This window comes from Paraburkholderia sp. EG287B (genome assembly GCF_040965595.1).
In the GTDB taxonomy this organism is placed as follows: Bacteria; Pseudomonadota; Gammaproteobacteria; order Burkholderiales; family Burkholderiaceae; genus Paraburkholderia.
In genome coordinates this window covers 109,791-121,944 of record NZ_JBFRCG010000009.1, presented here as the reverse complement: position 1 = coordinate 121,944, position 12,154 = coordinate 109,791, and the positions used below count along the sequence as shown (strand labels likewise).

The 12,154-nt window shown below is 66.3% G+C and carries 12 protein-coding genes; 9 read left to right on the top strand and 3 right to left on the bottom strand.

The features are described from left to right. Nucleotides 1–33: 33 nt before the first annotated feature. A complete protein-coding gene (locus AB4Y40_RS17740) occupies nucleotides 34–1,428 on the bottom strand; it encodes an MFS transporter (RefSeq protein ID WP_368688834.1) in 1,395 nt (464 codons plus the stop codon). Nucleotides 1,429–1,451: 23 nt separating this feature from the next. Continuing rightward, nucleotides 1,452–2,186, bottom strand: a complete 735-nt coding sequence (locus tag AB4Y40_RS17735; RefSeq protein ID WP_368688833.1) for a type IV pili methyl-accepting chemotaxis transducer N-terminal domain-containing protein — start codon at nucleotides 2,184–2,186, stop codon at nucleotides 1,452–1,454. Between the two features lie 498 nt (nucleotides 2,187–2,684). On the opposite strand from AB4Y40_RS17735, the gene AB4Y40_RS17730 reads away from it, so the two are divergent. The 8 genes from AB4Y40_RS17730 to AB4Y40_RS17695 all read left to right on the top strand — a co-directional run bounded on the left by AB4Y40_RS17730 (nucleotide 2,685) and on the right by AB4Y40_RS17695 (nucleotide 10,121). Continuing rightward, complete coding sequence (locus AB4Y40_RS17730; RefSeq protein WP_368688832.1) at nucleotides 2,685–3,044, top strand: hypothetical protein; 360 nt, start codon at nucleotides 2,685–2,687, stop codon at nucleotides 3,042–3,044. A gap of 342 nt (nucleotides 3,045–3,386) precedes the next feature. Beyond that, nucleotides 3,387–4,493 carry an AI-2E family transporter gene (locus tag AB4Y40_RS17725; protein WP_368688831.1) on the top strand — a complete coding sequence of 369 codons (1,107 nt, stop codon included), beginning with the start codon at nucleotides 3,387–3,389 and terminating at the stop codon, nucleotides 4,491–4,493. A 64-nt stretch (nucleotides 4,494–4,557) separates the two neighbouring features. Then, a complete protein-coding gene (locus AB4Y40_RS17720) occupies nucleotides 4,558–6,087 on the top strand; it encodes a TolC family protein (protein ID WP_368689075.1) in 1,530 nt (509 codons plus the stop codon). Then, a complete protein-coding gene (locus AB4Y40_RS17715) occupies nucleotides 6,084–7,202 on the top strand; it encodes an HlyD family secretion protein (RefSeq protein ID WP_368688830.1) in 1,119 nt (372 codons plus the stop codon). Before AB4Y40_RS17720 ends, AB4Y40_RS17715 begins: the two co-directional genes overlap by 4 nt. Before the next feature lie 9 nt (nucleotides 7,203–7,211). Then, entirely contained in the window at nucleotides 7,212–8,252 is a 1,041-nt protein-coding gene (locus AB4Y40_RS17710; RefSeq protein ID WP_368688829.1) for a DUF2955 domain-containing protein, read from the top strand. After that, nucleotides 8,249–8,629, top strand: coding sequence for a potassium channel family protein (locus AB4Y40_RS17705; RefSeq protein WP_368688828.1), 381 nt, complete (start codon nucleotides 8,249–8,251; stop codon nucleotides 8,627–8,629). The genes AB4Y40_RS17710 and AB4Y40_RS17705 overlap by 4 nt, the downstream gene beginning before the upstream one ends. 133 nt (nucleotides 8,630–8,762) lie before the next feature. Continuing rightward, entirely contained in the window at nucleotides 8,763–9,695 is a 933-nt protein-coding gene (locus AB4Y40_RS17700) for a hypothetical protein (RefSeq protein WP_342922740.1), read from the top strand. A 36-nt stretch (nucleotides 9,696–9,731) separates the two neighbouring features. Next, nucleotides 9,732–10,121 carry a hypothetical protein gene (locus AB4Y40_RS17695; RefSeq protein WP_368688827.1) on the top strand — a complete coding sequence of 130 codons (390 nt, stop codon included), beginning with the start codon at nucleotides 9,732–9,734 and terminating at the stop codon, nucleotides 10,119–10,121. Between the two features lie 51 nt (nucleotides 10,122–10,172). Here the strand turns inward: AB4Y40_RS17695 and AB4Y40_RS17690 are convergent, their stop codons facing one another. Then, the gene (locus AB4Y40_RS17690) at nucleotides 10,173–10,949 is read right to left on the bottom strand and encodes an NAD(P)H-dependent oxidoreductase (RefSeq protein WP_368688826.1); all 777 of its coding nucleotides are present in this window, start codon (nucleotides 10,947–10,949) and stop codon (nucleotides 10,173–10,175) included. 84 nt (nucleotides 10,950–11,033) lie between these two features. Here AB4Y40_RS17690 and AB4Y40_RS17685 point away from each other — a divergent pair, with 84 nt between their 5' ends. After that, a complete protein-coding gene (locus tag AB4Y40_RS17685) occupies nucleotides 11,034–11,930 on the top strand; it encodes a LysR family transcriptional regulator (RefSeq protein WP_368688825.1) in 897 nt (298 codons plus the stop codon). Nucleotides 11,931–12,154 lie beyond the last annotated feature (224 nt).

The following is a 12,154-nucleotide window of genomic DNA, read 5'->3' as shown; positions in this document are numbered from 1 at the left end:
GCGCGGGCCGCATCCTGCTCACTACTTAGGTCTTTAGTTGCTTGCGCCCGCCTGAGCGCCCTGCACGACAGCCGTTGCGATCGCCGGCTCCTGGGGCAGCGCCCATTCGAGCCAGCGTGCGCGATGCAGCACCACGAGTCCGAATGCAGCCGCCGCGATCACGCCGAACGTCGCGAAACCCATCTGGTAGCTGCCGGTGCTCTCCTTGGCGATGCCCATGATGACCGGCAGATAGAAGCCGCCGATCCCGCCCGCGGCGCCGATGATGCCCGACATCAGCCCGGTGCGGCCCTGCCAGCGGCGCGGCACGAGCTGGAACGTCGCGCCGTTGCCGAGTCCGAAGCACACGTAGGTGAACGCGAGCAGCGCAATGCCGGCAGCGAACGGCGGCATCCACAGCGCGAACGCGAAGTCGCACACTGAGATCGCGGCAAGCAGCACCACGAGTGCGCGCACGCCCGAGATGCGATCCGCGATCAGGCCGCCGAGCGGGCGCACCATCGCGCCGGTCAGCGCGAGCAGCGACATCACCACGCCGGCTTCGAGCTTCGGCACCTGGTAGAGCGAAATCAGCAGCGTCGAGACATAGGACGACATGCCGACGAAGCCGCCGAACGTGATGCTGTACACGAGCATCACGACCCACGTGTCGCCTTCAGTCAGCACCGCACGGTAGTGGCGCGGCAACACGCCTATGGCGAGCAGCGCGCCCAGCACCGGCAGCAGCAGCACGCCGGTCTTGCCCGCGCCGAACAAGCCGGCATGCACGGCCAGCACGAGCGCGATCAAGCCGGCGAGCGTGATGCCGAACGAGCGCAATGCCTGCGGCGCGCTGCCGGACTTCTGGCCGAGATCGCGGGCCCAGAAGGTCACGGCCGTCGCGGCGAGCGCGAGCAGCGGCAGCGCCGCGCCCGTGGCGCGCGCCCATCCATAGTGGCCGGCGAGGCCCGGAAACAGGAAGCCGTCGAGCACGGCGCCAATATTGCCGGCCGCGGCGAGGCCGAGCACGAGGCCCTGCACCTTCGGCGGATAGTTGCTGCCCGCCATCGGCAGCGCCACGGCGAAGCTCGCGCCGCCCACGCCGAGCAGCACGCCGAGCACGAGCAGCAAGGTATAGGACGGCGTACCCGGCAGCATCAGCAGCACGGCGGCGGGGATGGCGGAAAGCGCGATGCCCATCAGCGCGACACGGCGGCCGTCGTAGGCCTGATAGAGATTGCCGAGCGTGACGCGCAGAATCGCCGCGCCGAGCACGGGCACGGCTACGAGCAGGCCCAGTTCGGCCGGCGTCATCGCAATGTCCTTCTGGATGAACGGCGCGAGCGGCCCGAACATCACCCACACCGTGAAGCCGGTGTCGAAATACAGGAAACACGCGATCAGCGCGCGCCAGTTACCGCTCTTGAGCGAACTTACGAGGTCTTTCACGTGGTTCTCTCCAGTAGTGGATCTCAACCCGCCAGGCGGGCATGCATCCGTTGATTTCGGAATCCAGAATGTCTTTCGGGCGCGCTGTTGCGCGGTTCGGGCTTGCCGACCACGCCCTGCACGAGCCGGTCCATTTCACCTATCACGTGCGCCAGCTCCGCCGTGATCACCGCGAATTCGCGGCCGAACTGGCCGGCGCGGGCGGCCGCCACCCGTGCATTGAGCGCGACGATGTTCGCGCGCAGCGAAATGGCGGCGAGTTCATCGACGATGCCGGCCTGGCGCTTCGCCGCCGCGGCTTCCACGCTGCGCAATTCGTCCTGGTACGCCTGGGTCAGCGCCTGCAGCAGGTCGAGCAGCGGCGTGGCGGCAGCGGTGAGTTCCGTCAAGGCGGCCTCGCACCCGCTATCGGCCGCCCCGGCATGGACTGAGCGCTCGAGGCACGCGCATGCGTGCGCGGCGAGCTGCGTGAACGCACGAATGCGTTCGTCGGCCTTGCGTGCGCCGAAATAGAGTTCGCGCAACGCCGTCGAGAACACGCCGGGAAAATGATCGTCGCCCTCCACCAGCCGTGCGTGCGAGGCCGCAAACGTGTCGAGGCATTCGCGCGCGACGACGAGCGCGGCGGCGTCGCCGCGCAAGCCGAGCAGCGCATGCAGGACCACGCGCTGCGAGAGCATGCGCTGACGCCCGGCCAGATTGATGAGCTCGCCGACGATTTCCGCAGAGATGTCAGGTATCGTTTCCCGCATGGTCATCTTTAGTTGTGCAAAGCGCGTCGCCAAGGGTTCGTCAGACCACGACGATTGCGCGACGCGCATAAAAAAAAGCGTCCCGAAGCGCACCCGCCACGCACGCTGTGCCGTGGAGTGCTGCTTCGGGACGCCGTTGCCCCGCACGATCGACTGTTCCCGCGCATGGCGGGACGATGATGCAATTCGTTGGAGCCGTCATTGGCCCCGGTAGCGATAAAGCAATAGGTGTGCCACCCGATCCGCAGGCGGCTCGCGCGCCCCGCGCAACGCCCGGCTGGCGCGGGTTTCACGGTTCACGCAGCGCGCGTAGCCCGCGCAACGGTGACCGGCTGCGCGCCACCAATCGTGTGCTTCAGGTGACTGCTGCTGGTGCACTGCAGCGAAGCCCCGCACCATCGCCGGGCACCGTCTTGCCCTTCGGCGCGACCGCACTACTCTATAAACATGGATGGGTGGGGCCGCACCAGCGCGCATGCGCAACGCCGGCCTGGGAGGTCCACCATGAAGCCAGCCGCAATCGCCCTCGCACTCGCGTGGAGCGCCGTCGGCCTCGTCATCTCGTCGGCGGCGGGCGCCGCGAATGAAGCGACGATCGCCATCGTCTCCGGCACCTACGGCAGCAACTGCGGCGCGCCACACGGCAACGTCACGCGCGATCTCGCCGCGCACTGCGACGGTTTGCGAACCTGCAGCTATCCGGTGTCGATGGTCGCCGCGCAATCGGGCGGCTGTCGCAATGACTATCTCGCCGAGTGGCGCTGCGGCGGTCATGAATTCCACAACGCTGCACTGGCTCCCGGTGCGGGCAACGGCGATCGGCTCATTCTCAGTTGCGTGCCTTCGAGTGGTCCGGGACATTGAAGCCTGCAAACAAGAATCAGAATCAGAATCGCAGCCCGCGCACGACGCCATTTTCAGCGCACTGCTAACCACATTTCTCGCTGGTGCAAGGCGGCCCGCGCGTTCATTGTCCCTTTTCAGTGCGTGTAATAGACTCAATTCGACGACGCGCGCCGCACCACTCACAGGCGACTGCAAACATCATAGAGTGGTGCTCCCTGTCACGGGGTCACGCCAGGAAGAAGCGCAACGTCGGCGCACAGTTTCTCGTACTACCTGGAGTTCCGGCGGTCCTCGCCGGAACGCGATAGGAGCCTGGGCGTGGCTGGGTTGCGCGCCGAGGCCTGCGAGGAGACACAGACGATGCTGCTGCCCACTACATCAACGCCGAAGGCGCAGTCCCGGGATTTGCTCGATGTCCTGATCCGCGCCGCGCTCATTGCCGTCCTGGCAATGTTTTGCTTTCGCATCTTTGCCCCGTTCCTCGACCTCATGGTCTGGTCCGTGATTCTCGCGGTCACGCTATATCCGCTGCAAATGAAGCTGCAGCGCAGCTTCCCTCATAAGGATGGACTCATCGCCACGCTCATCATTCTCGTGGCGTTCGCCGTGATCCTCGCGCCCACGTGGCTGCTCGGCGTCACCGTGGCCGATTCGATCGAGCATGCCATGAGCGTCGCGAAGGGCGGCACGTTTCATATCCCGCCTCCCGCCGACTCGATCGCTCACTGGCCGATCGTCGGTCAGCGCGTATACGACTTCTGGATGCAGGCATCGACCGACATCACCGGGCTCGTGCAGCGGTTCGCGCCGCAACTGAAGGCGGCCGGCCTCGCGCTGCTCGGCACGATCACCGGACTCGGCGCTGCGCTGCTGATTTTTTTCGTATCCCTGATCATTGCAGGCATTCTCATGGCCCACGGCGAGACGGGCTATCGCAGCACGGTGCAGATCGCGTCGCGCGTTTCCGGCCCGGAAAACGGCCCGCAGATCGCCGACCTTTGCACCGCCACGATTCGCGCCGTCGCCCAGGGCGTGGTGGGCATCGCGTTCATCCAGATGGTGTTGATCGGCGTCGGCTTCATCGTGATGGGCATTCCCGGCGCTGGCCTGCTCGCGCTGGCCGTGCTACTGATCGGCATCATGCAGCTGCCCGCCACGCTCGTCACCGTGCCCGTCATCATCTTCGTGATCATGACACAGGGCGTGAGCACGGCGACCATCGTGTTCTCCGTGTACGAGTTCGTTGCCGGTCTCGCCGACAACGTGCTCAAGCCGCTGCTGCTTGGCCGCGGCGTGGCGGTGCCGATGCCCGTGGTGCTGATCGGCGCGATTGGCGGCATGGTCACGGGCGGCGTGATCGGCCTGTTCATCGGTCCGGTGATGCTCGCCGTCGGCTACCAACTGTTCTGGCGCTGGGTGAAAGACCAGCCGCAATCCGAACGCGCACGAGAAGAACAGCAGGCTTGAGCCGCGAGGCCGCCCGGTGATCCTCTGCGAGCGCCCTTACTGGCTCCCGCTCGGCGCCTGCTGCCTGAGCACGCTGCTGGGCGCCTGCATGCGCGTGGGCCCCGACTTTCAGCCGCAACGCGAAAGCTGGAGCGAGCACTGGAGCAGCGCGTCGATCGAGCAGGTCACGTCGATCGCGGCACAAGCCAACGCGCAACCCGACGCGCGGCAATGGTGGCGCGTATTCGGAGACGAAAATCTCGAGCAGCTGATTGCCGCGACCGACGCGAACAACGGCGACCTGAAGATCGCCGCCTTGCGCGTAATCGAGGCGCGCGCCCAGCTCGGCATCGCGCTCGCGGGGCGTTACCCGCAGGTCCAGCAGGCCAACGCCGACGTGCTGGCCTCGGCGCGCAAGCGCCACGACGGTTTCGACCCGCGTTCGGGTGCGTACTTCCAATACGGGCTTGGCTTCAGCATCGGCTGGGAACTGGACTTCTGGGGACGCTTCAGCCGCGCGATCGAATCGGCCGACGCCTCGTTCTTCGCCGCCCAGGACAACCGCGAAGACGCGCTCGTGCTCATTCACGCGCAGGTCGCGGACACTTATTTCACGCTGCGCACGACCGAAGCGCGCCTGCGCATTGCGCGTGAAAACGCGCAGCTGCAAAAGCGCAGCTACGAGATCACGCAGAAGCTCTTCAAGAGCGGCGAAACCGACGAGCTCGATCTCCAGCAAGCGAAAACCCAGTATCTCGGCACGCTGAGCAGCATTCCCGTGTTCGAAAGCCAGATCGCAGTGGCGCGCCACGCGCTTAGCGTGCTGCTCGGGCGCCCGCCCGGCCCGCTGCCGGAACTCGACGTGCAGCCGGCCAAGGCGGGTTTCGTCCCGCTCATCGACCGCGCCGTACTGCAGGATGTGCCCGCGAAGCTGTTGCTGCGCCGGCCGGACGTGCGCGCCGCGGAGCAGCAGATGGCCGCGCAGTCGGCGTTGATCGGCGTGGCGAAGGCCGACCTGTATCCGTCCATTTCGCTGGTCGGCTCGCTCGCCTGGAGCGCCAGTTCGCTTGCGGGCGCGCCGAGCACGCTTGGCGTGGCGGGCGGGCCGAGCATCACATGGAACCTGTTCGATCACGGCCTCATCACGAACAACGTGCGCGTGCAGGATGCCCGCCTGCAGCAATTGATCGTCGCATATCAGGACACCGTGCGCGACGCGGCGCGCGAGGCCGACGACGCCGCAACGGCGCTGAACGCGGCGCTGCAGCGCGATACGATCCTGCACGACGCGCAAGGCGCGGCGCAGCGCTCGCTCACGCTCGCCAATACGATCTACCGCGAAGGGTACTCGGACTTCCAGCGCGTGCTCGACGCGCAGCGCGCACTCTCCGCGCAGCAGGACGCGTTCGTCGTCAATCGCGGCAACGCCGTGAGCAGCCTGATTGCGCTGTACAAGGCCGTGGACGGCGGCTGGGAGCTCGATCAGCCGTTCATCGATCCGGCGACCCGAGCCCAGATGCAACGACGCACGGACTGGGGCGACCTGCTCGACGAACCGGCGGCGCCCGCTGCCGCGCAGAACCCTGGCAATCAACCGGAGGGGCCGACACGATGAGCAGCGCGTCCGAACCTTCGAGCCCGCGCGAGGCGCCGCCCGCTTCCGACTCCTCGGGCAAGGCGCTCAAGTGGATCGTCGTCCTGATCGTCATCAGCCTGATCTGGTACCTGCTCGCCGATCGCTTCACGCCTTATACGCAGCAGGCGCGCATCGCGGCCTACGTCGTGCCCGTAGCCGCGGAAGTGTCGGGCCGCGTGACGCGCGTGCTCGTACACAACAACCAGGAGGTCGGCGCGGGCGACGTGCTGTTCGAAATCGACGGCGAGCAATACCGCATTGCCGCCGACCGCGCGCGCGCCGACCTCGAATCCACACGCCGGCAGATCGGTGCGAGCACCGCCGGCATCGATTCGGCGCAAGCGTCATTGCGCGCGGCGCTCGCCAACGAGGTCAAGGCGCGCCAGGACAGCGACCGGCTCGAACGGCTGTACCGCGAAGACGAGGGCACGGTCTCGCTGCGGCGGCTCGAAGTGGCGCGCGCCACGCACGAGCAGGCGCAAAGCCAGGTCGAAGCGGCCCGGGCCGAGGTCGAACGGGCGCGCGAACAGCAAGGCGGCAACGAGGCGGAGAACGCCCAGTTGCGCAGCGCCGCGGGCGCGCTCGAAAAGGCCGAACTCGATTTCGCCAACACGCGCATTCGCGCGCGCTCGGCCGGCGTCATCACCGACCTGCGCACCGAAGTCGGCCAGTTCGCGGCCGCGGGCAATCCGGTCATGACGCTCATCGCCATTCACGATGTCTGGGTCAGCGCTGACATGACGGAGAACAATCTGGGCCGCCTCCATGCGGGCACGCCCGTCGCCATCGCGCTCGACGCGCTGCCGGGCGAAGTGTTCGCGGGACGCATCCGCAGCATCGGCTATGGCGTGAGTGTCGGGCAGAGCACGCCGCCCGGCACCCTGCCCACCGTGCAGAACAGCCGCGACTGGCTGCGTCCCGCGCAACGCTTTCCCGTGATCGTCGAGTTCGACAGCGACGAGCGCGCACGGCTGCGCAACGTCCGCGTGGGCGGGCAAGCCGAAGTGATGGCGTTTCCGAGCGCAGGCAACCCGCTCAATCCGCTCGGTCGCGTGTTCCTGCGCGTGATGAGCTGGCTCTCCTTCCTCTACTGAGCGGCGCCCATGCAAACGAGCCCATCGATTCCCGGCCGCCGCGCGCTACGCGTTGCCACGGGCACGGCGCTCACGCTTGCCATCAGCTTCGCACTCGATTTTCCGATTCCGGTGATCGCGCCGGTGCTCGCCGTCTTTCTGCTGGCAACGCAGAACCGGCCGCTGTCGCTCAAGGCGGCGTTCGCGCTCGCCCTGGTCGTCGCGCTCACGACAGGCAGCGGCCTGCTGCTCGTCCCCGTGTTGCGCTATTACGCGTTCGCGGGCGTGCTGCTCGTCGGCCTGTGTCTCTTCCTGGCGTTTCGCGCCGGCCTGCGCGGCGGCAACAATCTCGTCGCGACGTTCCTCGCGGCCGGCCTCACGATGATCAGCGCAGCGGGCGTGGCCGACCAGCAACTCGCCGCCACAGTGGTCGGCGCGCTCGTCAAGGGACTGCTGCTCGCCGTGCTCGTCTCGGTCTTGAGTCACGCGCTCTTTCCCGAGCCGGGCGCCGCGGGTGCGGGCGCCAAACCCGCCGCGCGCGTCCTGCCGCCGGACGCAGCGTCGCGCATCGCCTTGCAGGCCGCGCTCGTGGTCATGCCCGCCTGGCTGCTGGCGATGAACGACCCCGCGAGCTACATGCCGATCATCATGAAGTCCGTGAGCCTCGGCAGGCAAACCTGCACCACGTCGGCACGCGGCGCGGCGCGTGAGCTGCTCGGCTCCACGGCGCTCGGCGGACTGCTCGCCGTCGCGTTCTGGTTTGCGCTCAGGCTCTTCGTGAACATCTGGATGTTCTATCTCTGGATGCTGCTATTCGGCCTGCTCGTGGCGCGCAAGCTTTATCGCATCCGTCCCACGCGTTACTCGCCCGGCTTCTGGCTGAACAGTCTCGTCACCATGATCATTCTGCTGGGTCAGTCGGTCCAGGACAGTGTGGCGGGCAAGGACGTGTACCGCGCATTCGCCGTGCGCATGGCGCTCTTTCTGGCCGTCACCGCTTACGCATGCCTGATGCTGCAGATAGTCGAGCGTTTCGCACAGCGTGCCGCGCTCAAGAGGAATACGCCATGAACAATGCGTCTACAAGCGCGGACCATGCCCCGAAAGCACGCGAAATCCTGCTGGAATCGGGCCGGACCATCTGGTACATGCGCCTGCTTCTGGGCGGCCTGCTACTGATATTCGTCATCCTGACGATTGGCATGTTCTATTTCGGCGGCGCCGTGGAGACGCTGAACCGCACTCCTTCGCCGATGGGCGAGACCGTGTACTTCTGCGCGATCACGGCACTGACGATCGGTTACGGCGATGTCGTTCCGACCACCACGTTCGGCCGTATCGACGCGGTGCTGCTCGGACTGATCGGCCTCGTGTTTACCGGATTGATCGTCGCCGCCGCCGTGCGCGGCGTACAGGAGGCATCACGCCATGCGCGCAATCGGGCGTGAGACGGCTTCAAGCCTATTCGAGCGGGTGTACTCAGACCCCATCGGGCATCGGGACCCGGCAGGATCGAACATGACGAACACCACCGTCCGTTGGCTGCAACTGCGCATCGCGCTGGTGAAAACTGGCGCGGCGATGCTCGCCGCCGTGCTGCCGTGGCAAGCGCACGCGCAGAACGTACCGGGCCAGCTGTCGAACCAGACCGTGATCGGCGGCAACATCAAGCAGCATGCGGACGCCGTGCTGTCCATCATGACCTACACCACCGTGCCGGACGTCACCACCAGCTCGCTTTCGATCAACAACGGCACCACCGGCAATCCGGGCTTCGGGCAAACACAGCTCGGCGGCGGCTTCACGCTGAGCCGGACGTTTCCGTTGTACATGGAAGGCACGCTCGCTTATAGCCGCTACGACCCGACGTTCATCGCGACCGACGGCGCCGAGACACGGGCGGTGCCCACGAGGTGGAATACCTTCAGCGGCACGGTGGGGCTTGGCTGGGACTTCCGCATCACCAACGAACTCGTGTTTCGCCCGATCATCAACGGCACGATCGGGCGTGTTTCCAGCGATCTGCGCGTCGGACAAACGTTGTTCAACCATGTCACGGACAGCAATCTCCAGTTCCTCAATAACGGCTATCTGGACGCGTATGGCTACGGCGGCTCGCTCATGCTCGACTATGAGCACTACCGCGAAAACTACGAGATCGATGCGGAACTGCGCGCGACCGATATCTACCTGCGCAGCTTCGGCGGGAGTTCGGAAGCCGTTCAAGGTTCCGCCATGGCGCAGCAAGTGAGCCTCTGGACGCGCTGGCGCGCGCCAACGGGCTGGCATGCGCTGGACAAGCCGGTGCGCTACGTACTGGAGTTCGCCTACTCGCATTACTTCGGCGACAGCGCCGGGGTGCTCGGCTTCAACGAACTCACCTCGCTGGGCGTGGGCCTGGAACTCGACAGCAGCGCGTATCCCGTCATCATCACCCGTACGCGCGCGATGGTGCGCTATGTGTTTGGCCACAACGTGCGCGGCGTGTCGTTCGGCCTGGCGGTCAGCTTTTAGGAATTCGAACGATGGATGCGCGTGAGGAGAATTGCGATGAGTCCGATAGGTGAGCGTCAATTACGTTCAACGGCAGGTTCCGCATCGAGACGGCTCGTGCTCGCCGGCGTTTGTGCCTGCCTGCTGTCATTGGCGGGATGTCCCTACTACGCCGCGCCACCCGGCACCGTGGTCATGACGCCCGCCAGCTACGACCGCTCATTCGCCGCCGCGGCGGGCGCCATGCGCGACGAGGGACTCGCGATCACCGTGCAGGACCCCGGCACGGGCACGATTGCGGGGACGCTCGACGGCGGCACCGTGACGGCGAACGTGCGCCAGCAACCCGACGGCAGCGTGGTCGTGAAGTTCGATACCGCCGACGCGCGCGACCCCACGTTGATACACCGGGTCGTGAGCAGCTACGACCGGCGCATGGGGCGCTAGGGCGATCGTTTTCCGATTGCACGCGGCGCCCACAAGCGCCACCCCAGCCGCTTACGCAACGTGCGCGGCAAACCCCGTGAGTTCCGGCGCAACGTCTTCACGCAGCGTGAGCGCCGGGATTTCATACGCACCGCCATTCTGCTTGCGAAACGCGATCGGCTCCGTCTGCGCCAGCGCATCGAGCCGAGCGCCGAGCGCGGCGCGTGTTTGCGCATAACGCTCCTCGTCCATGCGCCCCGTGCGATACACGAGAAACGGCGGCAGCACGTCGTAGCCCGGGTAATAGAGCACGCCATGATGGATCGGGAACAGAATGTCGTCGATCGGGCCGTTCACGCCCCGAGGCCCGTAATGCGACGCCCAGCCGCCCATCGTCACGACGAGCATCGCGCGCTTGCCGGCCAGCGTGCCTTCGCCGTAGCGGTCTCCCCAGCGCACGTCGGAGTGCTCGCCCACGCCATAGGCGAAGCCGTACGCGAAAACACGCTCCACCCAGCCCTTGAGGATGGCCGGCATGGAGAACCACCAGAGCGGAAACTGCAGGATGAGCGTATCGGCCCACAAGAGCTTCGCCTGCTCCTGCGCGATGTCCCCGGCCTGGAGGCCGTTCTCGAAAGCGTGCTTCGAATCGAGTGACGGGTCAAACGGCGCGTCGCTCCGGCGCTCGACGCTGTCCTGCGCGTCGAGCGCCGCTTTCCAGTTCATGGCATAGAGGTCCGACACCTGAACGGCGTGACCCGCCGCCTCGAGACGCCGCACGGTGAAATCTCTCAGCGCGCCGTTGAGCGACTTCGGTTCGGGATGCGCATAGACGAGCAGGATATTCATGAAGTGGGCTCCGTGATCGGGTACGAACCCAGCTTAGTTGTCCGGCTGCTATATTGGAAATGAATAACGGAGATACCAGCCATTATGTCTGCTAATTTGCGCAGCCTCGATCTCAACCTGCTCGTCACGCTCGACGTGCTGCTTGCCGAGCACAACGTCACACGCGCGGCGCGCCGCCTGAACTTCTCGCAGCCCTCGGTTAGTGTGCATCTCGGGAAGTTGCGCGAGATATTGGGCGATCCACTGCTGCTGCCTGGCCCACGCGGCATGCAGCCCACGGCGCGCGCGCTGGCGTTGCGCGAGCCCCTGCGCGAGGCGCTGGAATCGCTCGAGCGGGCTATCGCGCCCGAGAGCTCGTTCGATCCGGCCATCGCCCGCGATACCTGGTGCGTGGCTGCAAGCGACTATGGCGAGTCCACCATCGCGCTGCCGGCGCTGCGTGGCTTGCGCGTGGCCGCGCCGCATACGCGCCTGGCCGTGGTGGAACTCGCGCCAGCGCGTGTCGCGAAGCAGGCGGCGCAGGGCGAAATCGATCTGGCCTTCCATACCACCAGCGACGCCCCCGAGAACCTGCGCCGCCGCGCGCTCTTCACCGAGCGCTACGTACTCGCGGGCCGCGCGGACCATCCGCGCCTAAAGCGCCGGCCGAGCATCAAGCAGTTCTGCGCTCTCGAACACGTGATCGTCTCGCCCGATGGCGGCGGATTTCGCGGCATCACCGACGAAATGCTTTCACAAGCCGGGCTCACGCGGCGCGTCGTGCTCTCCGTTCCGCATTTCCTTTTCGTCATTTCAGTACTCGAACGCAGCGACCTCGTGGCGATGCTGCCGTGGCGACTCGTGCGCGAAAGCGCGGCGCTGCGCGTGGTCGAAGCGCCTGTCGAGGTACCCGGCTACGAAATGTGCATGCTCTGGCACGAGCGCTCGCATCGCGACCCCGCGCATCGCTGGCTGCGCGAGCAGATCTCCCTTGCCGTGTAACTGCGTGCGACGGCCAGACGCCGGGTGAGAACAGCACGATGTCGCTCAGTCATGCAGAGCGGCGCTTGAAAACCGGGCCGCGCGAAACTGCTGGCGAACCTGTCGCGTAGGCGCTCGCGTCAGCCTGCATGTCAACGGCATCAGCGAGTGATCCGCTGGATTGTGCGAGAGCCCCGCCGTTGTGCCAAAGGCGGCAGCCAGGGGGCATTGTCATGACAACAAGA

What these genes read in the sequence shown, in the direction of transcription:
- AB4Y40_RS17725 (WP_368688831.1), top strand. Translation starts at nt 3,387, where the DNA reads ATGCTGCTGCCCACTACATCAACGCCGAAGGCGCAGTCCCGGGATTTG.
- AB4Y40_RS17715 (WP_368688830.1), top strand. Translation starts at nt 6,084, where the DNA reads ATGAGCAGCGCGTCCGAACCTTCGAGCCCGCGCGAGGCGCCGCCCGCT.
- AB4Y40_RS17695 (WP_368688827.1), top strand. Translation starts at nt 9,732, where the DNA reads ATGAGTCCGATAGGTGAGCGTCAATTACGTTCAACGGCAGGTTCCGCA.
- AB4Y40_RS17710 (WP_368688829.1), top strand. Translation starts at nt 7,212, where the DNA reads ATGCAAACGAGCCCATCGATTCCCGGCCGCCGCGCGCTACGCGTTGCC.
- AB4Y40_RS17685 (WP_368688825.1), top strand. Translation starts at nt 11,034, where the DNA reads ATGTCTGCTAATTTGCGCAGCCTCGATCTCAACCTGCTCGTCACGCTC.
- AB4Y40_RS17690 (WP_368688826.1), bottom strand. Translation starts at nt 10,949, where the DNA reads ATGAATATCCTGCTCGTCTATGCGCATCCCGAACCGAAGTCGCTCAAC.
- AB4Y40_RS17730 (WP_368688832.1), top strand. Translation starts at nt 2,685, where the DNA reads ATGAAGCCAGCCGCAATCGCCCTCGCACTCGCGTGGAGCGCCGTCGGC.
- AB4Y40_RS17705 (WP_368688828.1), top strand. Translation starts at nt 8,249, where the DNA reads ATGAACAATGCGTCTACAAGCGCGGACCATGCCCCGAAAGCACGCGAA.
- AB4Y40_RS17700 (WP_342922740.1), top strand. Translation starts at nt 8,763, where the DNA reads ATGCTCGCCGCCGTGCTGCCGTGGCAAGCGCACGCGCAGAACGTACCG.
- AB4Y40_RS17735 (WP_368688833.1), bottom strand. Translation starts at nt 2,186, where the DNA reads ATGACCATGCGGGAAACGATACCTGACATCTCTGCGGAAATCGTCGGC.